Origin of the sequence: Breoghania sp. JC706, from assembly GCF_037026715.1 — a bacterium.
Classification (GTDB): Bacteria; Pseudomonadota; Alphaproteobacteria; order Rhizobiales; family Stappiaceae; genus Breoghania.
The window spans coordinates 179,938-204,050 of the sequence record NZ_JBANCG010000003.1 but is presented as its reverse complement, the minus strand read 5'-3'; the positions used below and the strand labels follow the sequence as shown (position 1 = coordinate 204,050).

Below are 24,113 nucleotides of genomic sequence, written 5' to 3'. Positions count from 1 at the left end.
TGAAGAATTAATCTGCGGGCATACGGCATGGCGAGATTGTAGGCCGGCGGGTGATGGCTTTCCAGAGCGGTTCATGGTTTGACGGAAGCAGTCAGTGGGGAGATCACCTCTCCCTATGGGGGAGGGGCGGATACGGCCGCTTGCGCCTGAAATGAACCGTCAGACATCAGCGCGCCCGAAAAGGGCGCACCGATCACCTTGCCTCTGCCCCCTCCCTACTTCTGCATCACGATTTCCGGCCCCATCAGCGCGTAGGGCAGGAAGGTCGACAGCGGTTCGAAGTAGGTCACCAGGATCAGGAACAGGAACAGGATCGCCACGAAGGGCGCGGATGCGCGCACGACCTGCACGAGCGACATTCCCGTTATGCCCGATGTCACGAACAGGTTGAGCCCGATCGGCGGCGTGATCATGCCGATCTCCATGTTCACCACCATGATGATGCCCAGATGGACCGGATCGACGCCGAGCTGCATGGCGATCGGGAAGACCACGGGCGCCACGATCAGCAGGAGGCCCGAGGGTTCCATGAACTGACCGCCGAGCAGCAGCAGCAGGTTGATCGCGATCAGGAAGGTGAACCAGTCGAAGCCGGCGCCCAGCATCCAGTCGGTGATCGCCTGCGGGATGCGTTCCGAGGTCAGCACGTGGGCGAACAGCAGCGCGTTGACGATGATGAACATCAGCATGATCGTCGTGCGCGCGGCATCGATCATCACCTTGCGCGTTTCCGCGTTGTAGAAGGCGGGGATGAACGCGACGAGAATATGCCACAGGTTGCGCCGCCAGATCCGGAGCGAGCGCCAGTAGGCCACGCCGATGCTTGCCGTGCGCCGGTCGGACCGGAGCACCGGATAATAGCCGAACACGGCCAGCGCCAGCACGACGCCCGCCCAGAAGCGCGTCTCCAGCCCGAGATCGCCGAGGAAGAAGAACGACAGGATCAGCCAGATGAACAGAAGCGCCAGCGCATAGATGGCGGCGGAAAAGCCGACGCGCGCGTTGGGCCCGTCCTCTTCCGTCACCCACGGCACGTCCTTCAGCGGGCCCATGTCGCGATAGATGAAGACGGCGACCACGAAGGAATAGACGGCGGCCACCGCGGCCGCTTCCGTCGGCGTGAAGACGCCGCCGTAGATGCCGCCCAGGATGATGATGATCAGAAAAAGGCCCCAGCCCGCATCGCGCCCGGCGACCAGCATCTCGTGCACGCCGACGAAAGGCTGCTTGGGCATGTTCTTGCGCCGGGCGTTGATGTAGATCGCCACCATCAGCATAAGGCCCGCAACGATGCCCGGGATGACGCCGGCCAGGAACATGCGCCCGACCGATACATCCGTCGCCGCCGCATAGACCACCATGACGATGGAGGGCGGAATAAGAATGCCGAGCGTGCCCGCATTGGCGATGACGCCGGCGGCGAAGTCCTTGGTGTAGCCGACCTCGCGCATGCCGGCGATGGCGATGGTGCCGATGGCGACCACGGTCGCCGGCGAGGAGCCGGAAAGGGCCGCAAACAGCATGCACGAGAACACCGCCGCAATGGCGAGGCCGCCGCGCACGTGCCCCACGGCGGCCACCGCGAAGCGGATGATGCGCCGCGCCACGCCGCCGGTCGACATGAAGGCGGAGGCGAGAATGAAGTAGGGGATCGCCAGCAGGGTGTAGTTCTGCGAGGCGGTGAACAGCTGCTGCGCCACCGACGACATGGAATCGTTGGAGAACAGCGCGATGGCGAGGACGCTGGACAGGCCCAGCGAGATGGAGATGGGGACGCCCAGGAACAGGAACGTCAGCACCATGACGAAAAGAGCTGCGGCTTCCATGGTGCTCAGTCCTTCAACGCGTCTTTGTTCTCGGCCACGAGGTCTTCGGCCTCATGCGCCGCAATCATCATTTCCCGCTCGCCCTTGATGATGGCGATGGCAGCCTGCAGGCAGCGGAAGGCGAAGAAGGCGAGCCCGGTGGGCAGCACCAGATAGACGATCCAGCGCTGCACGCGCTCCTTGGTGCCGAACAGGTGCTGGATGATGTCGGGATAGCGCAGGTCGTCGAGGCCGATGCCGGTGCGGAAATTGAGCGTCCAGTAGGCGATGGCGCCGCCGCGGGTCTGGATGCCGAAGATCTGAAGCCAGTCGGCCGAAATCAGGATCGCCGCGTAAAGCACGCCGCACAGCGCGCCGAAGACCGCGAGCACGCGGAAGATCTTGGGCGGAAACAGCCGGATACCGGCATCGACGCCGAGATGCGAGCCGATCTTCACGCCGTAGTTCATGCCGAACAGGATCATCCAGGCAAACAGCAGCCGGGTGAATTCCAGCGCCCCGCCCCAGCCGGTGTTGAAGCCGTAGCGCGCCACGACCTGGGTAAAGGAGACCAGCGTCATGAGCGCCAGCAGAAGCGCGAGCACGATCTCCTCGAAATGGGCGATGACCTCGGGCCATTGCACCTCGATGACGTGGATCGTCATGACGAGAGCCACGAGCGCGAGGATGCGCATGACGAGTTCCGCGTGCTTCCACGTGAAGCCCAGCGCCTGCGCCACGGTGCGCGCTTCCGCACCCAGGTATATCGCCAGAAACGCCAGCACGGCGGCGGCGACGATGGTTGAGAGTTTCGAAGTCACGGCTTCCCCCGCACGGCACCAACGGCAAAAAGCCGTCGGCCGGCTGCCCCGCGGTTGTGCGTCCCGGGGCATTTCGTTCTTGTCGGACGGTCGGGGGAGAGGCTGCCGGCCCCTCCCCTTTCTCTGGTTCGCGAAAAGGCGCGCGTCAGTTGTTGTTCGACGCCAGCGCCGCGTCGATCACGTCCTGACCGATGTCGTCCTTGAACTTGTCCCAGACGGGCTTCATCGTATCGACCCACTGCTGGCGCTGTTCCGGCGTCAGTTCCCGGATCGTGGAGCCGGCATCGATGATGTTCTGCCGGTTGGCCGCTTCCTGCTTGCCGACATTGGCGTTGGCCTCGTCGGTGACTTCGCCGACGATCTTCAGGAACTGGTCGCGCACGTCCGGCTCAAGCCCGTTCAGCCACTCGTCCGACGTCACCAGCAGGTAGGCCAGCGCCGCGTGGTTGGTCTCGGTGATGCCGTCCTGCACCTCGAAGAACTTCTGGGTGTAGATGTTGGACCAGGAGTTCTCCTGCCCGTCGACGACGCCGGTCTGCAGCGCACCGTAGACTTCCTTGAAGGCGAGCTTCTGGGCATTGGCGCCCATCGCCTCGATCATCGCGACGGAGACGTCGGAGGTCTGCACGCGGAACTTCAGGCCCTTGGCGTCAGACGGCACCAGCAGCGGCTTGTTGGCCGAAAACTGCTTCATGCCCGACAGCCAGTAGCCGAGACCCACATAGCCGACATCGGAGATCGAGGTCAGCAGTTCCTTGCCCTTGTCGGAATTGCCGAAGCGCATGACCGCATCGAGATTGTTGAACACGAACGGCAGATCGAACAGGCGGAACTTCTTGGTGTAGGCCTCGAATTTCGACAGCGAGGGGGCCGCGAGCTGCACATCGCCCAGAAGCAGGGCCTCCATCACCTTGTCGTCGTCGAAGAGCTGCGAGTTCGGGAACACCTGCATGCAGGCGATGCCGTTCATCTCCTTGTTGACGCGCTCGGCCAGCAGCGTGGCGGCATCGCCCTTCGGGTGCCCCGTGGCGGCAACGACGTGGCTGAACTTGATGACCATTTCGCCGTCGTCGCATTCATCGGCGGCAAGCGCCGGAGCAACAAAGGCGAAAGTGGCAGCCGCGGCGGCCGCCAGAACGAACTTTTTCATGAATGTCCTCCCAGACATGATTGGGCTGCCGGCGAAATCCGGCGAAGCCCGATATCATTAGCAACCGCCGTGCCAGCGGCGGGAACTGCCACAAGAATGGCGCAAATGTGGCACTTTAGCGAGTCCTGTCGGAAACCCGGAGGGCCGCCATGGGCGTGAATGGAAACATTGTCGCAGCGACGATGGGTCGGATTCGACACATTGCCGCAGGGCGGGAGCGGGAGGAAGGGAAGGTGAAGGGTGAAGGGTGAAGGGTGAAGGGTGAAGGGTGAAGGGTGAAGGGTGAAGGGTGAAGGGCAATGGGGCGCCTGCGGCGCGCTTGGTCGCTGGATTCCGGATCGGCGCTCGGCTATCGCCTCACTTGTCCGGAATGAGGAGCTTGGGGTTGGCTTAAAGCCCGCCACACACGCCGTCATTCCGGGCGGTCTGCAGCGAAGCTGCATGGCCAGACCCGGAATCCAGCGCAACAAGTGCGGCGAAGCCGCTCCTTCTCATTTTCTTCCTTTCCCTCTTCCCTTCCGCCCTCAGTCCTGCGTCGCCTCTTCCTTCTCCAGCCCGTACTTCTTCATCTTCTCGTAGAGCGCCTTGCGCGACAGGCCGAGCGCCTCGTAGGTCGCCTTGATGGACCCCTCCTGACGGCGAAGCTCCGCCGAAATCAGCGCCCGCTCGTACTTGCCCACGCGCACCGAAAGCGGCGTGCCGACGCTTTCCTCGCCGGTCTCCGACCCGCTGGTGATCTTGTCGACGCCGAGCACGAAGCGGTCGGCGACGTTTCTCAGTTCGCGCACGTTGCCGGGCCATTCGCGCGCCATCAGGTTGGCCATCACCTCCGGCGTCAGGTCCGGGATCTCGCGCCGGTAGCGGGCCCGCGCCTCGCGCGCCAGATGATGGAACAGCAGCGGAATGTCCTCGCGCCTGTCGCGCAAGGGGGGAATGTCGAGGCTCACCACGTTGAGACGGTAATAGAGATCGCGGCGGAAGCGCCCGGCCGCGCTTTCCTTTTCCAGGTCCACCTTGGTGGCGGCGACGAAGCGCACGTCAAGTTCGATGGTCTTGTTGGAGCCGAGCCGCTCGATGGTGCGGTTCTCGATGACGCGCAACAGCTTGACCTGCAGCTCCAGCGGCATGGATTCGATCTCGTCGAGAAACACCGTGCCGCCGTCGGCGTGTTCCAGCTTGCCGATGCGCTGGCGCGAGGCACCGGTAAACGCCCCCTGCTCGTGGCCGAAAAGCTCAGATTCAATGATCTCGGCCGGCAGTGCGCCGCAATTGAGGGCGACGAAGGGGCCGTCCTTGCGCACGCCCTCCTCGTGCAGTGCGCGCGCCACCACTTCCTTGCCGGACCCGGTCTCGCCCAGGATCAGCACGTCGGCATCGGTCGCGGCAAGCGCCTGAACGGCGGATCTCAGCCGCTCGATGGCGGGCGAACGTCCGACGAGACGCGCCGCGAGCCCGGCGGTATCGCCGAGCTGTTCGCGCAAGACCCGGTTTTCCAGCACCAGCCGGCGCTTTTCCAAGGCCCGTTCCACCACGTTGGCGAGCCGGGCGACGGGAAACGGCTTCTCGATGAAATCATAGGCGCCGGCCCGCATCGCCTCCACCGCCAGCGGCACGTCGCCGTGGCCGGTGATCAGGATGACGGAAAAGGCGGTGTCGATGTCGAAGGCGGCCTTCATCAGTGCCAGGCCGTCCATCTTCGGCATACGGATATCGGTGACGAGCACGCCGTAGAAATCGCGCGAGACGCGGTCGAGCACGCCCTCGGCATTGGGGTAGGCCTCCACCCGGTGCCCGGCAAGCTCCAGCCCCTGCGCCAGCGCCTCGCGCAGGTCGGTCTCGTCATCGACGAAGAGCACGGTCGACTGGTCCATTTCGAATGTCCCGGAAAGGTGAAAGTTTCCTGTTCGGTGTAGACCGGTTCGCGTGCCGTTTGAAGCCGGCGTTGCGGGGCGGCGCGCCAGCCCCTTCATCCTGCCTTGTACGATCTCTCCATCGCCATCACCCGGCGCAGCCCACAGTGGATTGCCCGGACTACCGCCGGGCAATGACGACGGAGGGGCCGGCGGGAAGATGACACCGGTGGGCAGGCGGAATTTGCGAACGAACACGCCGACTTTCCGCGCCGCTTCCCTTCCCTCACCCGGCGACCGCCAGTTCCGCCTGCGGCAGATGCACGGCGAAGACGGAGCCGGCTCCGCCCTCAAGGCTTTCCTCCAGAACAAGCTGACCGCCGAAGTCGCGGACGATCTTGTCGGCGATGGAGAGGCCGAGGCCGAGCCCCTCGCCCACGTCCTTGGTGGTGAAGAACGGATCGAAGATGTGCCCGCGCGCCTCGGCGTCGATGCCGGGACCATCGTCGATGACGCGGATCAGCACCTCCCCGCCCCCGCACGTTTCCGTGGTGATGCGGATTTCGCCGCCCTCCTCGCCAACCGCATCGAGCGCGTTGACGAGAAGGTTCATCACCACCTGTTCCAGCAGCACCGCATCCGCCGCGACCGCAAGCTCGCGCGGCGGGCGTTCGAACGATATCTGCGCCTGGCTGCGCTTGATGCGCGGGGAGAGCAGCATCAGCGCCTCGTCGATGACCGGGCCGACCGGCACCGGCTGCGTCTGCGTGCCGGGCTTGCGGGCAAATCCCTTCAGCGTGCGCGAGATCGTCGCCATGCGATCGACCATGGCGGCGATCTTGCGCAGGCTTTCGCCAGCCTCCGCACAGCGGCCGCGCTGGACCAGCAGCTCCGCATTGTCGGCCTGGGAGCGGATGACGGCGAGCGGCTGATTGAATTCGTGGCTGAGTGCTGCCGACATCTGGCCGAGCGTGGCGAGCTTGGCGGTCTGGACGAGTTCGTCCTGCGTGCGGCGAAGTTCCGCCTCCGCCGCCTCACGCTCGCGCACCTCCTCGCCGAGGCGTTGATTGGCGCGGGTGAGATCGCGGGTACGGTCGCGTACGCGCCGCTCCAGACGGAGTGCGGCCGCCCGCTCGCCGCGCAGCCGCGCCTGAAGCCGCAACCGCCGCTCCGCCACGATCCAAGCGAGGCCGGTGACGATCAGCGTCAGCAGGATGGCGATGAGCGCGGCGGTGGCGGCCTGCCGGGTCACCGCGCTCGCATCGAAGAACACGGCGACCGACCAGTCGAGCACCGGCAGGTTCTTGGCCGCCTTCAGATAGAGCCTGCGCCCCTCCGCCGCCGGCAGCGAGACGAGCAGATGCTCGCCGCGCATCTCGGTGCGCGCGTGCAGGCTCTGCAGATCCGTCCGGTCCTCCGGCGAGAGCCAGCGACCGCGCCAGCGCGGCCGGTTGGTCGCGACGATGCGGCCGGCGCCATCAAGTGCCAGCACCGGATCGCGCGACAGCGCCCAGGCCTGCTCGATGCGGCCGAGATCGACCCGCGCGGCGACGACGCCGACGATCTTGTCCTCGGCCCCGGCACCGGACCTGACGGCGGAGGCGAAGATGTAGCTTGCCGGGTGCCGTGACCAGAAGCTGGCGGCCGAGCCGGCCCTCGCGCGCCTGTTCCACCGCCTGGCGGATCTCGGTATCGAGCGCGGTGCCCACCGCATCTATGTCGGAGGAGCCGATCAGGCTGCCGTCCTCGGCGAGAAAGCGGATTTCCTCCGCCCCCGTCATGCCGGCAGCGGTGGCCGCGATCCGGTGCGCGGTTTCCGTGTCGCGCGCCCGAGACAGGGCGACCACGTCCGGCCGCCGCGACAGGATGGGCGGCAGGATGCGGTACTTGTCCAGCAGGCTTTCCAGAGTGGCGGCCTGAAGGTCGAGCGAGGCGGCGGCGCGAAGCCCGATCTCGTCGAGCATAAGCCTCTCGCTCACCCGGGCCGTGACCCAGGCGGCGAGCGCGCCGCCAAGAAGACATGCGGCCAGGATCCCCGCCAGGGTCCGGCGGGCGCGAAGCGAAGTGTTCATGGGGCGGATGATAGCGGAAAAGCGGGCGAAGGAAGAGACGGCACCGACCCGCGCAAGCGGGCTCCCGTCGCCGTGCCCGGGTTGACGGCGGCGGGAGCCCAGTCGCAGGGAGGAAAGGCTCCCCTTCGCAACGCAACCGCCCGTGTTTGACCGACGTCGGGCGGCTCCGTCATTGCTTCATTGCGGGCCTTCGTGTTGCGCCCCCTAGCGCGACATGTAACCGTCCCGGTCGCGCCCGGTCTCGCGGGAGGCGAGCGGCCTGTCCACCGCCACGCTCTTGATCAGCGCGAAGATGTGCTGGCCGGGTTTCAGATCCAGCGCGATCAGCGAGGCGCGGGTGATGCGGGCGCGCAGGCGCTGTTTGCCGAGCGCGCAGGCGACCTCCGCGTAGGGACCGTCCTCGTGCGTGACCTCCAGCACCGTGACCGGCAGCGCGTTGCGGATGGAAAGCCCGCCTGGCACTTCGAGTGCCAGTGCGATGTCACGGGCGCGCAGGTGCAGGCGCAGCTCCTCGCCCACCCCGGCGCGCACGGCCGGAACCTCGATCGACTGGCCCTCAACCGCGATGTGGGTCAACCCCCATGTCCGATCGATCGAGGCGACCTTGCCCGCGAGCACGGCGCCGGCATGTTCGCGCCCTGTGGCCGGGCCGAGATCGAGCCGGGTCATCACCTCGCCGATGGGACCGACCGCCTCCACCTTGCCGTCGGAGATGATCACCAGCGTTTCGGCAAGCCGCGCGACCTCCTCCATCGAATGGGAGACGTAGACGATCGGGATTGCCGCCTCACGCCGCAGACGGTCGAGATAGGGCAGGATCTCGCCCTTGCGGGCCTGATCGAGCGAGGCGAGCGGTTCGTCCATCAGCAGCATGCGCGGCCCCGACAGGAGCGCGCGGCCGATGGCGACGCGCTGGCGCTCGCCGCCCGACAGCTTGGCGGGCCGGCGATCGAGCAGCTGGCCGATGCCCAGAAGCTCCACCACCTCGTCGAACGGCATGGAGGCTCGGCGCCCGCCCGCCCAGTGCGAGAAGGTGAGATTGCGGCGCACGGTGAGGTGCGGAAACAGCCGCGCCTCCTGAAAGACATGGCCGATGCGGCGCTCGCGGGTGGAAAGATCGATCTTCCGTTCCGAATCGTAAAGCACCATGTCGTCGACCGCGATGCGGCCGCGTGAGGGCCGCGACAGGCCCGCGATCATGTGCACGAGCGAGGTCTTGCCGGCGCCGGAACGGCCGAACAGCGCGGTCACGCCGGCGGCGCTTTCGAACGACGCAGCAAGCCGGAATGTGCCGAGTTGCGCTTCGATATCGACGGAGAGCATCAGCCACCTCCCAGCCGGCGGGCGAGCCGGCGCGACACGAATTCGGAGGCGAACACCGCGCCGAAGGCGATGACGGCGGCGGTGATGGCGAGACGCAGGGCGGCGAGATCGCCGTCTGGCGACTGGGTGAAGGTGTAGAGCGCCAGCGACAGGGTGCGGGTCTCGCCGGGAATGTTGGAAACAAAGGTGATGGTGGCGCCGAATTCGCCCATCGCCTTGGCAAAGCCCATCAGGGCTGCGGCGATGATGCCGGGCAGCGCCAGCGGCAGGGTCACGATGAAGAAGGTGACGATGCGGCGCGCGCCGAGCGTTTCGGCGGCCTGTTCGAGCTTGGGATCGACCGCCTCGATGGCGAGCCGGATCGGCCGCACCATCAGCGGGAAGGCCATGACGCCGGCGGCGAGCGCCGCACCGGTCCAGCGGAAGGCGAGCGTGATGCCGAGGGCATCGTGCAGGAAGCCGCCGATGGGCCCGTGCCGTCCGAACAGGATGAGCAGGATGTAGCCGGTGACGACCGGCGGCAGCACCAGCGGCATGTGGATGAGCGCATCGAACAGCGCATGGCCGGGAAAGCGCCAGCGCGCCAGCGCATAGGCAGCGAGGATCGCAAGCGGCAGGCTTACCAGAAGGGCGAGGCCGCCGACCTTGAAGGTCAGGACGACGGCCTCGATCTCTGCAGGGGACAGTGGCTGCATCGATAGTTCAATCAACGGGCTGGAAGCCGACCTTGGCGAAGATCCCGCGCGCCTCCGGCGTGGAAAGATAGTCGAGGAACCCGATCGCACCGGGCTTTGCGACCGTGGTCACCGCCCCGGGATAGACGATCGGGGCATGGCTGTCATCGGGGAAGGTGGCGACCACCGCGACATCCGGCTGGATGGCGGCGTCCGATCCGTAGACGATGCCGAGCGGGGCCTCGCCACGGGCGACGGCGGCGAGCGTCACGCGGACGTTCTCCATCGGCGCGAGCTTGCCCTCCACCGCATCCCACAGGCCGAGCTTGGTGAGCGAGGCCTTGCCATAGCGCCCGGCGGGCACCGATTCCGGCGTGCCGATGGCGAGCCGGCCCTCACCGATGCGTTCAAGCAGCGCGTCCTTGGTGAGCTCGAGCGGCTTGGCGTCGGCCTTCGGCGCGACGACAACCAGCGTGTTGGCGGCGACGTTGCGGATCGTCGCGGGGTCGATGGCGTCGGCCTTCTTCAGATAGTCCATCCACTTCACGTCGGCGGAGATATAGACGTCGGCCGGCGCGCCGGCTTCCACCTGACGGGCGATGGCGGAAGAGGAGGCGAAGGAGAAGACGACCTCGGTGCCGTTTTCCTTCGTGTAGGCGGCGCCGATCCCCTCAAGCGCATCCTTCATGCTGGCGGCGGCGAAGACGGTCAGCTTTTCGGCCGCCTGGGCGGAGCCGAGCGTGGCCGCCACGGCGAGGCCGGTTGCGACCGCGACGCCGGCGGCGCGGCGAAGCACTCTGGAGGTGAAGGAGGCTCCGGAGGCGGACTGGGCGGGTTTCATGGCAAATCCTTGCGATATGTTCGACGGAACATATCGAACCCTATACGCCGTCTTTGGGATCCTCAAGCGCGGAATCGCTGTCGCGCGTGCGAAGTGTGGCCGCACCCGGTTCCACCATCGCTTGCAGGGCGGCGATGTCGGCCGCGGCGGCCTCACGGAGCACCCTTTCCATGCCGCGAAAGTGGGAGAGAACGGCTTCCCCGGCCTCCGTCAGCCGCGCACCGCCGCCCTTCGAGCCGCCCTTTTCCGTTTCGACAAGCGGCGTGCGGAAGATGCGGTTCATCTCGCCGACGAGGTTCCAGGCGCGCTTGTAGCTCATCGACTGGCGGTTGCCGGCGGCCCGGATGGACCCGGTATCCCGGATGCCTTCCAGAAGGTCCGCCTTGCCGGGACCGAGCGCGACGCCGGGCGCGAGTATGAGACGGATGCGGGATTTGGGAAAGTCTGTCATGCGGGCAGGGTCGGGTGCGGGGGCGGCGGGGTCAAGGGACATAATGGAGGGGGCGAAGAGTGGGGTGTGGAGAAGAGAGGGAGAGGGACAGAAAGGAGAGGGACAGAAAGGAGAAGGGCAGAAATGTATGGAGCGGCTTTGCCGCGCTTGTTGCGCTGGATTCCGGATCGGCGTTCGGCTTCGCCTCACTTGTCCGGAATGAGGGAGGGTGTGGAAAGCTTCAAGCCAACCACATACTCCCTCATTCCGGGCGGTCTGCAGCGAAGCTGCATGGCCAGACCCGGAATCCAGCGCAACAAGCGCGGCGAAGCCGCTCCATTCCCTTCTCCTTCTCTCCCCTACCCGCCGATCGGCAACTGGTTGTCATCCCTCAACGTCTCCAGCACGACGGAGGAATGGACGTTCTGCACCGCGTCGTGCGCCAGCAGGTCGTCGTTGATGACGCGCGCCAGCGTTCTCAGGTCCGCGACCGTGATCTTGATCAGATAATCCATCTCGCCGGTCAGCGCGTGCGCCTCCTGCACGCTCTCCATCGCGTTGACGAGATCGCGGAAGCGGCGCGAGTTGGCGCGGCTGTGCGCGTTGAGCGTGACGCCGACGAAGGCCGTCACCTGCAGGCCCAGCGCATCTCTCGACAATTCCGCCCGCACGCGGCGGATGACACCGTCCGCCTCCAGCCGCGCACGGCGGCGCGAGACCTGCGAGGCCGACAGCGCGATCCGCGCGCCGATCTCCTGATTGGTGAGCCCGGCATCGCGCTGGAGAAGCGCCAGAAGACGGATATCGAAGGCATCGAGTGTGATCATGTGCGCAATACTAGCATATGACGCACGATTTGTGCACAGACCGCGACGTCAGTCGCGCGAATGCATGCAAATTGCGGCGCAAAGCGCGCAAAATGGTCGCATTGACATTGCCGCGCAAGCGGCGCCGGCCAGGGACGGAGCCCTGCGACAAGGCCCTGAAACAGGCCCTTCGCGCGAAGGCACGGCCGGCGGACAGGAGGAAGACACGATGGGACCGTTTCCGCACGACGCACCGCCGGCGAAGATCAGCGAACAGAACCCCGCCGGCACCGACGGCTTCGAGTTCGTGGAATTTGCCAGCGCGGAGCCGGAAAAGCTCGACGCCCTTTTCCGCCGCATGGGCTACGAACCGGTGGCAAAGCACCGCTCCAGGGCGATCACCGTCTACCGGCAGGGCGACATCAACTACCTTGTGAACGCCGAGCCGGGCTCGCATGCCATGCGCTTTGTCGGCGAGCACGGCCCCTGCGCGCCTTCCATGGCATGGCGCGTGGTCGATGCGAAGCACGCCTTCGAGCATGCGGTTTCGAAAGGCGCTGAGCCCTACGAGGGCGACGACAAGGCGCTCGACGTGCCGGCCATCGTCGGTATCGGCGGCTCGCTGATCTATTTCATCGAGCGCTACGGCGAAAAGGGCTCCGCCTATGACGCGGAATTCGAGTGGCTCGGCGAACGCGACCCGCGTCCCGAGGGCGTCGGCTTCTATTATCTCGACCACCTCACCCACAATGTCTTCCGCGGCAACATGGACAAGTGGTGGGACTTCTACCGCGATCTCTTCGGTTTCCGGCAGATCCACTATTTCGACATCGACGGCCGCATCACCGGGCTCGTCAGCCGGGCGATCACCTCGCCCTGCGGCAAGATCCGCATTCCGCTGAACGAGTCCAAGGACGAAACCAGCCAGATCGTCGAATACCTGAAGAAATACAAGGGCGAGGGCATCCAGCACATCGCCGTCGGCACCGATGCGATCTATGACGCGACCGACCGGCTCGCCGACAACGGCCTGAAGTTCATGCCGGGCCCGCCGGAGGTCTATTACGAAAAGAGCTTCGAGCGCGTCCACGGCCACGACGAGCCGGTGGAGCGGATGAAGAAACATGGCATCCTGATCGACGGCGGCATGACGCGGATCCTCTTGCAGATCTTCTCCAAAACCGTGATCGGGCCGATCTTCTTCGAGTTCATCCAGCGAAAGGGTGACGACGGCTTCGGCGAGGGCAACTTCCGCGCGCTGTTCGAGAGCATCGAGGAAGACCAGATCCGCCGCGGCGTGATCAAGGCGGACGCGGCCGAATAGAGACCCGGAGGGCGGCGGACGGCCGACCCTGGGGAGGAGGGAAAGGGGCGATCCCACGCGGGAGCGCCCCTTTCGCTGTTTGTGGGGCGTGGGATCGCATGTCGGGCAGGCCGGTCGCATCCGGCAAAAAGCAAGTCCCCTCCCCCATGGGGAGAGGGTTAGGGTGAGGGGTGTCCGGCCATCATGGATACGGCAACATTCCATCCCCTCACCCGGGCCTTCGGCCCGACCTCTCCCCATGGGAGAGGTAATTCAAGAGACTGGCGAACCACCCCCCTACCCCCGCAACAATCCCCGAACCGGCCTTGCCTCGGCGCTGTCGGGAAACACGGTCTCCGCCAGAACCCGCTCGCCAAGGCCCAGGTGGTCGGCGAGCACGCCCTTGAAGAGCCGGCGCACGTCGATCGTCGGCCTGAGGTCGCGGTTTTCGAAGAGGGCAGCCTCCGAAAGCCCCGGCCAGTCGGCCAGAACGCGGCCGCCGGAGACCGCGCCACCGAGGAGAATCGCCACGGTGCCGACGCCGTGATCGGTGCCGGCGCCGTTATAGCGGACGGTGCGACCGAACTCGGTCATCAGGCAGACCACCGTCTGGTCCCACACGGGGGCGAGATTGGCGCTGAGATCGGCGATCACCCGGTCGAGCCGCGCCATCTGGCGCACGAAGCGCGCGTCGAACGGTTCGCCGTCGACGTGGGTGTCCCAGCCGAGAATTTCCATCGAACCGATGCGCGGCCCGCCAGGCTCCACCATCAGCTTGCCGACCGTGCGCGCCGTCGTCCGTGCCAGCATCTCCGGACCCTTGAGGTCCGGCGTCTCCGCCCGGATCTCCTTCACCACTGCCATTTCGCCGCCGGTCGCGCGGTCGAGGTCGAGCGCCGCCTCAAAGGTGGCGAGAAGGCCCGGATCGGTGTGGCGATAGAGATCGAGAAGGCGCGCACGCAAATCGCCGTCGGCGGCGGCAAAGCCCGGCGGCATCCACGACATCACCTCCGCCTGCCCGCGCAGGATCAGCGGCACCTGCGCGCCGATGGAAAGCGCGGGCGCGCCCGCAGCGCCGATCGCCTCGCCGGGCGGCAGGGCGGAAAGCGCGCGGTTGAGCCAGCCGGTATGCAACTGGCCGACCGCCGCCGCACCCGTTTCCAGAACGTCCTGCGCATCGAAATGCGAGCGGTCGCGATAGGGAGTGGCCACCGCATGGGCGATCAGCGCATGACCGTCGCGATAGAGCCGGTGAAGGGTCGGCAGCGCCGGATGCAGCACGAACAGATCGTCGAGCGGCAGGCCGCGGGCGGGATCGTCGGCAGACAGAACCGCCTCGCCGCGCAGCCGCTGATAGTCGGGATCGCCAACGGGGGCGACGGCGCCGAGCCCGTCCATGCCGCCGCGCAGGTTGACCACGAGCAGGCGCGGATCGCGCCCGGGCGCGGCCGCCGCAATGCGGGTCTGGTAGGCCCAGGCGACGAGCCCCGCCGTGCCGACCATGAACTGGCGTCGGGAATAATCGCAGACGTCCATCGGCCTATCTCCTCTGCATCCCGGGGCTCATCATGAGCATGGCCAGCGCCTGCTGGCGCGTCTCCGCGCGGGTGGCCGCAAGCCGCGTGTCGCCATCGTAGGCGGGGCCGAGAATATCAGCCGCAAAGGCATCGACATCGTCGGGCACGGGCACCAGATGCGCGACCCGTTGCGCCCAATCGAGCCGTTCCATCAACGCATCGGGGGCAAGCCACGCCTCGGGCTCGTCCGGCCAGCCGGCGGGCGACGGCGGCTGCCAGGTGACCTGCCCGAAGATGCGCAGCACGCGGGCGACTTCGGTCTCATTGAGGTCGAGACCGGTGGCCCGCGTGGTGGCGGTCAGAAACTCGAATGGGGAAATGAAGACAGCACGCGCCGGCTCCCACATTTCCGGCGACCTGACGAGCGCGCGGCTCAGGGCGCCGAGATCGCCGTTGGAGCCGGCATAGGTGGCGGCGAGCCGGTCGATCAGGCCGCCCTCGGGCACGCGGCCCAGGAAATGACGGACCATTTTCGTGGCGAGAAACCGCCCCGTGGCGGGATGGCGGGCGAGATCGGCGAGCGCGGCGATGCCCTGTTCCTCGCCCTGCGGCGGATAGGATTTGCCCAGAAGCGAGCGGATGCCCGGCTCATGGGTGTTGGCATAGAAGCGGAAGCGGCCCGGCTCGTCGCTGCGCGCCCCCTCGTAGCTCCAGCCGGTGAGAATCTTCGACAGCTCGATGACGTCGCCCTGATCGTAGCCGCCATCGACGCCGAGCGTGTGCAGCTCCATCGTCTCGCGCGCCAGATTCTCGTTGAGCCCCTTGCCCGTACGCTTGCCGAAACTCGAATTCGGGCCGACGGACTTGTCGTTGTCGAGATAGGCGAGCATGGCCGGATGGCGCCGGGTGGCGAGAAGCATGTCCTCAAAACGGCCCAGCACATGCGGCCGGATCGCCTCGCGCTCGTAGTTGCCGGCGAGAAGCCGCACGATGGAATCTGAATCGATGGCGACGCAGAAATGGTTCGACCAGAAGGCGACCAGCCGCTCGACGAAAGGCCGGTCGCTGGAGGCCGCCCGCCGGGCGCGCGCCAGCACCTCCGCGCCGTAGATGGTGTAGATGGGATTGACGCCGAAGAGTTCCTTCTCGCGCGCATCGCGCGCCGGGCCCTTCAGTTCCGTGGTCTTGCGGAATTCCCCCCGCGCATCGCGAAACGCGAAGAAACGGCGCGTGGCCTCCACCTGATCGGGGAGATCATCGCGCGGCCCGGCATCGGGATCGAAACCGTCGAGCTGGGCGAGCACGCTGGCCACCGGGTCCGGCAGGGCGGCGGCGATGTCGCCGGGTCGCGCGCCGTAGCCGAAGCGCTTGGTCGCCAGAAACGCCTGATAGTCGCGGCTCATCGGGCTTCATCCTCGCATGCCGTGAATGCGGATTTCGCTGGCCGGCATGATCGCCACGCCGTGCGGCGATTTGAGGACGGCAAACGGGCGATTGCGCGAAGGGCGCTCGCCCGCGTCTTGTTTCTCGCACGCCGGTCTCTCGTTCGTCATTGCCCGGCAAAGTCCGGGCAATCCACCCCGGCTCCACGATGCCCTCGCAAGATCATGGGTCCCCCGGACTGCGCCGGGGGATAACGGCGGAGAGACCTGAAAGAATGGCCGGAAAAGGCATCCTCCGCCTGCTTACGCCGCCAGCGAGGCCCGATGTACCTGTCGCAGATCAGCAATGATCGACTGTGCCCAGTGGTGGGAATCGTTCTCGCTGAGCTTCTTGAACAGCGCGTTCCAGCGTTCCTTGCGCTCCTGCAGGCTCATGCGCAGCGCCGTCTGGATCATCTCCGCCACATGCTCCCGGTTGTAGGGATTGACGATCAGCGCCTCGGACATCTCGTGCGCGGCGCCGGCGAAACGTGAGAGGACGAGAACCCCCGGATCCTCGGGGTCTTGCGCCGCCACGTATTCCTTGGCGACGAGGTTCATGCCATCGCGCAGCGGCGTGATGAGACCGATCGCGGAGCCGCGATAGATGCCCGCCAGCGCCCGGCGCGTGAAGGAGCGGAACATGCAGTGGATCGGCGTCCAGCCCATGTCGGCGAAACGCGCGTTGATGTGACCGGAGACGGATTCCAGCTCGCGGCGGATCTTGTCATAGGCATCGAGATCGGAGCGCGACAGCGGCGCCACCTGCATCAGCGAAACGTTGCCGCGATGTTCCGGGTAGTTCTCCAGAAGCCGCTCGAACGCATGCAGGCGTTCCGGCAGGCCCTTGGAATAGTCGAGCCGGTCCACGCCGATGATCTGGGTGCGCCCGTTGAGCGAGGTCATCAGCCGCTGGTAGTGGCGCTGTGCCTCCGCCGTCTGGGCGTACTGGGCGAACCCCTCGGTGTCGATGCCGATCGGATAGGCCCTTGCCTTGACCGTGCGTCCGAACGCGGTCACCGAGCCGTCCTCGCCGACGCTGCCGCCCAGCTCCAGTTCCGCGAAGGCGCGGAAATTCTCCACGTCGCGCTGGGTCTGGAAGCCGATCACGTCATAGGCGAAGAGATCGCGCACAAGCTGGTGCGAATTGGGAAGGGCGGTCAGGAAATCGGGCCCTGGGAACGGCACGTGCAGGAAGAAGCCGATCGGATTGTCGACCTCCATGTTGCGCAGCGACCGCCCGAGCGGAATGAAATGATAGTCGTGCACCCAGATGACGTCGTCGTCGCGAAGCAGCGATTTCAGCCGCGTGGCGAACCGGTCGTTGACGCGGCGATAGACCAGCTCGTAGGTGCGTTCGAAAACGGCGAGGTCGAGACGGTAGTGCAGGACGGGCCAGAGCGACTTGTTGGCGTAGCCGGCATAGTAGCCATCGTAGTCGGCCTGGTTCAGATCGATGGTGGCGGTCTCCACGCGCCGCGTGCTTTCCACCTGCAGCGGCCCGAACGTGCCTTCTTCGGAAATGCGCCCGCTCCAGCCGAACCAGAGCCCGCCATCCTTCTTCAGGGCATCGACAAGTCCGACAGCAAGCCCGCCTGCCTTTCGGGAATCCTTGAGCGGACCGACCCGGTTAGAAACTACGACAAGTCTCGCCATCGTTCTGTTTTCCCATCCTCCATAAGCAGGCGGCATGCCGAGCCGCCGTGTCGTGGTCTCGATGTCGGCTCCGGTTTCATCCAGAGCCCCGTCGAAATCCTCATCCAGTTCCTCTTCTGAGATTTCCTCCCGCAAGGCCTCCCTGCCGCGAACCTTCTGCCTGCCGGATGGCACCGGCCCGGGTCCCAGCATAACAGATCCGGCCAGTTTTGCGGATGCCACGTGGCCGGTCGGCGGCCTGCGCTGGGCGCTGTCCGGACCAAGGGCGTCGCTCGTCAGATCGCGGTTTCCCACCCCGCGCTCAGACGCATGGCGCCATTTATGATTCCAACCATCGAATATGTCTGAGGGAAGTTGCCCCATAATTCGCCGCTCCCCGTGTCGATATCTTCGGATAGCAGCCCGACATGATTGCGACACGCCAACATTGTTTCATAAATCTCGCGTGCCTCGTCCTTCCGTCCGATCCTGGCCAGAGCATCGATGTACCAGAACGTGCAAATATTGAATGCGTTCTCCGGCGTGCCGAAATCGTCGGCGGCATTGTAGCGGAACAGATGGTTTCCCCGGCGCAGCCGTTGTCCGATACGGTCGACGGTCGCGACGAAGCGAGGGTCCGAGGCGGGCAGGAAACCGACTTCCGCCATCAGCAGCAGCCCGGCATCCATGTCCTTGCCCTCGAAACTCTCAACGAACGAATTGAGCTCCTGGTTCCATGCCCGCTTGCAGATCGTGGCGTGGATCTCGTCCGCACGGCCCCGCCAGTAGGCAGCCCTCTCGTCGAGTTTCAGCTTGTGCGCGATCTTGGCGAGCCGGTCGCAGGCCGCCCAGCACATCAGCGACGAGGAGGTATGGACGCGCGCGCGGGTCCTCAATTCCCACATGCCCGCATCCGGGCTCGCGTGCAGCGCATAGGCCCGTTCGCCGACCGCCTCCAGGAAGCGGAACTCATCCGCACCGAACGTGTGCAGCAGCCGCTCGTCGAAGAACGCCTGCGCCGCGCCCACCACGACATTGCCGTAGACATCGTGCTGGAAGTGTTCGTAGGCCTGATTGCCGACCCTGACCGGCCCCATGCCGCGATAGCCGGGCAGATCGACCACGCGCTCGACGAGATCCTTCTCCAGCCCGATGCCGAAGACCGGCTGCAGGTGATCGCCGTTCATTACCGCGGCGATATTGTTGAGATAGCGCAGGTAATTCTCCATCGTCTCCATTTCCGACAGAGAGTTGAGCGCGCGCACGACGAAGAACGCGTCGCGCAGCCAGCAGAAGCGGTAGTCCCAGTTGCGCTCCGTGTTGGCGGCCTCCGGCACGGAGGTGGTGACGGCGGCGACGATGGCGCCGGTCTCCTCGTTGGTGCACAGCTTCAGGGTAATGGCGGCGCGGATCACCGCCTCCTGCCATTCAAGCGGCACGCCGAGCCGGCGCGTCCAGTGCTTCCAGTAGGTTTCCGTCTGCTCCTCGAAGGCCCGGCACAGCGTATCGGGATGATCGGTGAGCGACTCGTCCGGCCCGAAATAGAACGACAGCGAGCGCTCCAGGATGAACGTCGTCTCGTGGCGGATGTAGGTGATCGGCGCATTGGTCGTCATGCGCAGCACCTGATCCGGCCCGACATAGCGGATGTGGTTGGAGCCTGCCGTAATCTCCGGCGTGGCGGCGCCGTAGTCGAAACCCGGGCGCACGCGGAAGGTGACCCGGGGCCGGCCCGAAAGCGGCTTCACCCGGCGCGCGATGGCATTGGGACGGAATCCCCGGTTGGACTTGTAAAACCGCGGGGCGAAATCGGTGATTTCCACCGCGGCGCCATCGGAGGCATAGAGCCGCGTTCGCACGATGGCCGTGTTGGGCACGTATTCCTGTTCGGAGCGCACATGATCGTGCAGTTCGATGGAAAAGGCGCCATCGGCCGGATCGCCGCTTCTGGCGCCCAGCAGCGAATGGAAGACGGGATCCCCGTCGAAACGCGGCAGGCAGCACCAGACGATGCGCGCATTCTTGTCGATGAGGGCGGCAAGCGAGCAATTGCCGATCATGGCAAGGTCGAGCGAACTCACGGAATATCACCTCGTGCTGGATCGTGTCGGACGGTTCGACGGAAACCGTCTGCCGGCCCTTGCAAGCTTCAGGCCGGATGGAGAACGGGAGGACCGGACGGGAGCCGCCGGCCCGGCGACCTCAAGCGCAGGCCGGAGCGGCGACGAAGGCGTCGAGCCAGTGGTGGACGGCGGCGACATCGGCCAGACGGTGCGCGGCCGCCGTTTCGCCCGCCCCCACCTTGATGCCGAAGCCGCCCGCCGCGATCGCCGCGCGGAAGCCGTCTTCGTCGGTGACGTCGTCGCCGACAAAGACCGGCACGCGGTCGGCAAAGGGCGGCGCGTTCAGGAAGGAGGTCACGGCGACGCCCTTGTCGTGGCCTTGCGCCTTGATTTCCAGCACCATCTTGCCGTGAAGCATGTGGAGGCCGGCAAGATCGGCGCAGGCCGCCGTCAGGGCGGCGGCGAGATCGTCCCCGCGTTCGGGCGCGCGGCGGTAATGGATGGCGAGTGCAGGGCCCTTGTCCTCCAGCCGCACGCCATCGCCTATGATGCCGGCCTCATTGATGCGGCGGCGCAGGATGTCGAGTTCGGGCGGCGGCGGCACGCGCTCCACCGCGGCACCGATGGCCGAGCGGTGTTCCAGCCCGTGCAGCCCGGCGGAGGGAAGCCGGAGCGGGCTCAGCAGTTCATCGATATCGCTGAGCGGCCGGCCGGAGACGACGGCCAGCGCGCCGTCGAGGCGTCCGGCGACGCGTTCGAGCAGTTTCGGCAGGCCTTCGGGCACCTGGATGCCCTCCGGCGTTTCGGCGATATCGACCAGCGTTCCGTCGAAATCGAGGAACAGCGCATGACGGTCGGTCAGGGGAGGCGGTGGTGTCATGGGGATGGCCTGAAGCTCGGTCTGGTTCTACCCGGTGCCGCAAGATGCGAGCGGTTCCGGCACAGGGGCGTGCGGTCCGGCAAGCGGAGCGCCACGGCGGAGCGAGGACAGGACCGCAATACTGCATCCGCGAACGACAATCTAGAGCGTGACCTCACAAAAGAAACCGGAACGGATGGCCCGAAGCGGCGGCGGGGGGACAAAGGGCCGGCCGGACGCCGGCATCTGTTCGTCCCCTCAACGCCGGAAGCGGTAAAGCGTTCCGCACCAAGCCTGCCCGGCGCATCGCGCGTCCACCGGACCGCAGGTTGCTCCAGGGCGGTTCATGGCTGGACGCAAGCAAGCTGCCCATCCTTCGAGACGCCCGCTCACGCGGGCTCCTCAGGATGACGTTGTGTATGTGGAGGGTTCCCTCGAAAGAGCAACACACTCAACGTCATCCTGAGGAGGCCTGAAGGGCCGTCTCGAAGGATGGGCCGCAGCACCAATACAAGCGATACGCTTACCTTCAGGCATGAACTATTCCAAGGCGCGTCCTACACCGCGGATGCGCCGCCGTCGATGGCGACCGCCTGCCCGGTCATGAAGCTGTTGGCGTCGCTGGTGATCCACACGATGGCATCCGCCACTTCGCCGGGGCTCGCCAGACGCCCCATCGGAATGCCGGTCAGCAGACGGGAAATCGCCTCGTGCTCGCCGCCGCGCATGCCGGCCGCAATCCCTGCGACCATACCCGTGTCGGCAAAGGATGGGCAGAGCGCGTTGACCCTTACGGACGAGCGCGCACATTCGGCAGCCGCCGTTTTCGTGAGCCCGACCACCCCGTGCTTGGCCGCCGCGTAGGCCCCCAGAAGCGGCGCGCCGACGAGCCCGGCGAGCGAGGCGACGTTGAGGATCGCGCCGTAGCCTTGCGCACGCATGACGGCCGCCTCCGCCCTCAGGCACAGGAAGGTTCCGGTCAGGTTGACCGCGAGCATGCGCTGGAAGGTGTCGAGATCGAGATCGGTGATGCGTGCCGGTCTGTGGGCGAGACCGGCATTGTTGACGGCGATATCGAGCCGGCCGAAGCGCGAAACCGCCCCGGAGACGAGGGCCGCGACATCGGCCTCCGCCGTGATGTCGCAACGATGCGTCCAGACCTCGGCGCCCGCCTCGCCCGCAAGTCGGGCGGTTTCCTCAAGCCCGGCATCGTCGATGTCGGTGAGCGCGAGGGCTGCGCCCTGCGCGGCGAATTTCAGTGCCGCCGCCCGGCCGATGCCGCCCGCCGCACCGGTCAGCAGCACGACCTTGTTGTCTCCCCCCATCAGCGTGCCCCCTCAGCGTCCATCGTCGGCGATGAGATCGAGCGCGGTGCGCGCAATGACCGGAATGAGCGGGCCCATTTTCAGCCCCTGCTCGGGATTGGAGCCGGTGCCATCAAGTGCGCGCTTCTTCACCCCCTGCAAGATGGCGGCGATGCGGAAGAAGGAGAAGGCGAGACAGAAGGTCCAGTGGTCGATGCCCGAAAGCCCGCGCCGTTCGCAATAACGCGCCACATAGGCCTCCTCGCCCGGAATGCCGAGGGCTGCGCGGTCGAGCCCGGCAAGACCGCGCAAGCCCCCCTCGTGCGGCAGCCGCCATTGCATGCACTGGTAGGCGAGATCGGAATGGGGATGGCCGAGCGTCGCCAGTTCCCAGTCCACCAGCGCGATGACGCGCGGCGCATCGGGGGCGAAGATCAGGTTGTCGATGCGGTAGTCGCCGTGGACGAGGGCGACCCGGCCGTCATCCTCCGGCACGTTTTCCTCCACCCAGGCGATCAGCGCGTCCATGTCGGCGAGCGTTTCGGTCTCGCTGTCGCGATACTGGCGCGACCAGCGCGAGACCTGGCGGGCGAAGTAGCTTCCGGGCTTTCCGAAATCGCCAAGCCCCAGCGCTTGCGGGTCGAGCGAATGAAGTGCGGCCAGCACGCGATTCATTTCGTCATAGACCGCGCCGCGCTCCTCGGGCGACAGTTCGGGCAGCGCCGGATCCCAGAAGACGCGGCCCTTTCGGAAGGACATGACATAGAACATCGAACCGATGACGCTCTCGTCCTCGCAAAGGGCGAGCGGCGCGGCGACGGGAACGTCGGTGCCTTCGAGCGCCCGCATCACCCTGTATTCGCGATCGACCGCATGGGCGGATTTCAAAAGCGTGCCGGCCGGCTTGCGGCGCAGGACATAGGTGCCGCTCTCCGCATCGAGCCGGTAGGTCGGGTTCGACTGGCCGCCGGCGAACTTCTCCGCTCGTACGGGCCCGCGAAAACCCGCGACATGGGCCTCCAGCCAAGATCGTAGCCGTTCAAGGTCGAGCGCTTCTGGGCCATGCGCTTCGGGGGCGAGCGTTTCCGCTCCCCTTTCCAGGGCATCTGTCATTGATCCTCCCAAGATCCGTCCTCAAGGTCCCTCGCCGCGCGAGCGCCCCTCCCAAGGCACTCGCGGACCGGGCCGCGCGACCTGAGCGACTTTCGTCTTGCCCTGCGCCGACCATCGGTCACAGTAGGGCGGGAACCGCTTTTCCGCCAAGGGCGTTTTCAAAAAGGCCTGCCCCTTCGACAAGGAAACCGGACCGCACATGTCAGAACCTGGACGTCTTACCCTCATCCTCAACGGCAAGGCGTCCGGGAACGCGCGCGTGCGGGACGCGATCGCCGCCGTGCGCGACGCCGGCCACCGGCTCGACGTGAAGATGACCGAGGGCCCGGGCGACGCCGAACGCTTTGCAGGCGAAACGGTTCGCGACTGCGTGGAGGGCGACACGATCATCGCCGGAGGCGGCGACGGCACGCTGAACGCGGTGGTGCGCGGCGCGCTGGAGGCGGACAGCAAGCCCCCCTGCTCCTTCGCGCTGCTGCCGCTCGGCACCGCCAACGACTTTGCCCGCAACGCCGGCATTCCGCTTGATCCGCTGGGCGCGCTGGAGGTGGCGATCGGCACCACGGCGCGCGCCATCGACGTCGGTCTCGTCGACATCGACGGCGACGCTCCGCGCTGGTTCGTCAACATGCTGACCGCCGGCTTCGGCCCGCGCGTCACTTCCGAGGCCGACCCGCAGCTGAAGGAACGGCTGGGCGGTGCAGCCTACCTTCTTTCCGCGCTCGGCCGCATCGGCGAGGTGACGCCGTGGCGGGGCCGGGTGACGGGACCGGATTTCTCATGGACCGGCAGTTTCGCAGCCCTTGCGGCGGGCAACGGCCGGCGCGCCGGCGGTGGCGTGGAGCTCTGCCCGCTCGCCCTCCTCGACGACGGCGCGCTCGACGTGACCATCATCGAGGCCCCCGACGGCGACGTTCTCGCCGGGCTCATCTCGTCGCTGCCGATGGCGGTGGGACTGGAACCCGACAGCGTCATCCGCGCCCGCGCCGAACGCTTCGAGATCGAAACGGACGAGCCCGTGCCGGTCAGCCTCGACGGCGAGAGGCTTGAGGCACGGCGCGTCCGGCTGAGCATGGAGCCCAAAGCGATCCGGTTTCACCTGCCGTGAGAGCGAGGCGCGTGGGAT

Annotated in this window: 20 protein-coding genes; 2 read left to right on the top strand and 18 right to left on the bottom strand. The window is 66.4% G+C overall.

The genetic code is table 11. The annotated features are described in order from the left end of the window. Nucleotides 1-215: 215 nt before the first annotated feature. The 11 genes from V2L18_RS06855 to V2L18_RS06805 all read right to left on the bottom strand — a co-directional run bounded on the left by V2L18_RS06855 (nucleotide 216) and on the right by V2L18_RS06805 (nucleotide 11,793). Nucleotides 216-1,826 (bottom strand): TRAP transporter large permease, encoded by a 1,611-nt coding sequence (locus V2L18_RS06855; RefSeq protein WP_336177232.1) that lies wholly within the window; start codon nucleotides 1,824-1,826, stop codon nucleotides 216-218. 5 nt (nucleotides 1,827-1,831) lie between these two features. Further along, nucleotides 1,832-2,470: a TRAP transporter small permease gene (locus V2L18_RS06850; RefSeq protein ID WP_336177714.1), complete on the bottom strand. Its 639-nt coding sequence runs from the start codon at nucleotides 2,468-2,470 to the stop codon at nucleotides 1,832-1,834. Nucleotides 2,471-2,771: 301 nt separating this feature from the next. Then, nucleotides 2,772-3,776, bottom strand: a complete 1,005-nt coding sequence (locus V2L18_RS06845) for a DctP family TRAP transporter solute-binding subunit (RefSeq protein WP_336177231.1) — start codon at nucleotides 3,774-3,776, stop codon at nucleotides 2,772-2,774. 524 nt (nucleotides 3,777-4,300) lie between these two features. Then, nucleotides 4,301-5,647, bottom strand: a complete 1,347-nt coding sequence (locus V2L18_RS06840) for a sigma-54 dependent transcriptional regulator (RefSeq protein WP_336177229.1) — start codon at nucleotides 5,645-5,647, stop codon at nucleotides 4,301-4,303. A gap of 265 nt (nucleotides 5,648-5,912) precedes the next feature. Then, nucleotides 5,913-7,118 (bottom strand): ATP-binding protein, encoded by a 1,206-nt coding sequence (locus tag V2L18_RS06835; protein ID WP_336177227.1) that lies wholly within the window; start codon nucleotides 7,116-7,118, stop codon nucleotides 5,913-5,915. After that, nucleotides 7,105-7,698, bottom strand: a complete 594-nt coding sequence (locus tag V2L18_RS06830) for a hypothetical protein (protein ID WP_336177225.1) — start codon at nucleotides 7,696-7,698, stop codon at nucleotides 7,105-7,107. Before V2L18_RS06830 ends, V2L18_RS06835 begins: the two co-directional genes overlap by 14 nt. A 204-nt stretch (nucleotides 7,699-7,902) precedes the next feature. After that, nucleotides 7,903-9,021, bottom strand: coding sequence for a molybdenum ABC transporter ATP-binding protein (gene modC, locus V2L18_RS06825; RefSeq protein ID WP_336177223.1), 1,119 nt, complete (start codon nucleotides 9,019-9,021; stop codon nucleotides 7,903-7,905). Then, nucleotides 9,021-9,716: a molybdate ABC transporter permease subunit gene (gene modB, locus V2L18_RS06820; RefSeq protein WP_336177221.1), complete on the bottom strand. Its 696-nt coding sequence runs from the start codon at nucleotides 9,714-9,716 to the stop codon at nucleotides 9,021-9,023. Before modB ends, modC begins: the two co-directional genes overlap by 1 nt. A 7-nt stretch (nucleotides 9,717-9,723) precedes the next feature. After that, a complete protein-coding gene (gene modA, locus V2L18_RS06815) occupies nucleotides 9,724-10,536 on the bottom strand; it encodes a molybdate ABC transporter substrate-binding protein (RefSeq protein ID WP_336177220.1) in 813 nt (270 codons plus the stop codon). A gap of 40 nt (nucleotides 10,537-10,576) precedes the next feature. Further along, the gene (locus V2L18_RS06810; RefSeq protein WP_336177218.1) at nucleotides 10,577-10,987 is read right to left on the bottom strand and encodes a hypothetical protein; all 411 of its coding nucleotides are present in this window, start codon (nucleotides 10,985-10,987) and stop codon (nucleotides 10,577-10,579) included. Between the two features lie 338 nt (nucleotides 10,988-11,325). Beyond that, on the bottom strand, nucleotides 11,326-11,793 hold the full coding sequence (locus V2L18_RS06805) for an Lrp/AsnC family transcriptional regulator (protein ID WP_336177215.1): 468 nt from the start codon (nucleotides 11,791-11,793) through the stop codon (nucleotides 11,326-11,328). Between the two features lie 208 nt (nucleotides 11,794-12,001). Between V2L18_RS06805 and hppD the strand changes: the two genes are divergently transcribed. After that, entirely contained in the window at nucleotides 12,002-13,096 is a 1,095-nt protein-coding gene (gene hppD, locus V2L18_RS06800) for a 4-hydroxyphenylpyruvate dioxygenase (RefSeq protein ID WP_336177213.1), read from the top strand. Nucleotides 13,097-13,372: 276 nt separating this feature from the next. Here the strand turns inward: hppD and V2L18_RS06795 are convergent, their stop codons facing one another. From V2L18_RS06795 to V2L18_RS06765, 7 genes are all read right to left on the bottom strand, one after another. After that, on the bottom strand, nucleotides 13,373-14,611 hold the full coding sequence (locus V2L18_RS06795; RefSeq protein WP_336177212.1) for a DUF1501 domain-containing protein: 1,239 nt from the start codon (nucleotides 14,609-14,611) through the stop codon (nucleotides 13,373-13,375). A gap of 4 nt (nucleotides 14,612-14,615) precedes the next feature. After that, nucleotides 14,616-15,995 (bottom strand): DUF1800 domain-containing protein, encoded by a 1,380-nt coding sequence (locus tag V2L18_RS06790; RefSeq protein WP_336177210.1) that lies wholly within the window; start codon nucleotides 15,993-15,995, stop codon nucleotides 14,616-14,618. 282 nt (nucleotides 15,996-16,277) lie between these two features. Continuing rightward, on the bottom strand, nucleotides 16,278-17,669 hold the full coding sequence (locus V2L18_RS06785) for a trehalose-6-phosphate synthase (protein ID WP_336177208.1): 1,392 nt from the start codon (nucleotides 17,667-17,669) through the stop codon (nucleotides 16,278-16,280). 275 nt (nucleotides 17,670-17,944) lie between these two features. Next, nucleotides 17,945-19,729, bottom strand: coding sequence for a glycoside hydrolase family 15 protein (locus V2L18_RS06780; RefSeq protein WP_336177206.1), 1,785 nt, complete (start codon nucleotides 19,727-19,729; stop codon nucleotides 17,945-17,947). A gap of 121 nt (nucleotides 19,730-19,850) precedes the next feature. Continuing rightward, nucleotides 19,851-20,591, bottom strand: coding sequence for a trehalose-phosphatase (gene otsB, locus V2L18_RS06775; protein ID WP_336177204.1), 741 nt, complete (start codon nucleotides 20,589-20,591; stop codon nucleotides 19,851-19,853). A gap of 536 nt (nucleotides 20,592-21,127) precedes the next feature. Next, nucleotides 21,128-21,895 carry an SDR family NAD(P)-dependent oxidoreductase gene (locus tag V2L18_RS06770; RefSeq protein ID WP_336177202.1) on the bottom strand — a complete coding sequence of 256 codons (768 nt, stop codon included), beginning with the start codon at nucleotides 21,893-21,895 and terminating at the stop codon, nucleotides 21,128-21,130. 12 nt (nucleotides 21,896-21,907) lie between these two features. Next, complete coding sequence (locus V2L18_RS06765; RefSeq protein WP_336177200.1) at nucleotides 21,908-22,987, bottom strand: phosphotransferase family protein; 1,080 nt, start codon at nucleotides 22,985-22,987, stop codon at nucleotides 21,908-21,910. Between the two features lie 199 nt (nucleotides 22,988-23,186). Between V2L18_RS06765 and yegS the strand changes: the two genes are divergently transcribed. After that, entirely contained in the window at nucleotides 23,187-24,095 is a 909-nt protein-coding gene (yegS, locus tag V2L18_RS06760) for a lipid kinase YegS (RefSeq protein WP_336177199.1), read from the top strand. Nucleotides 24,096-24,113: the final 18 nt, after the last annotated feature.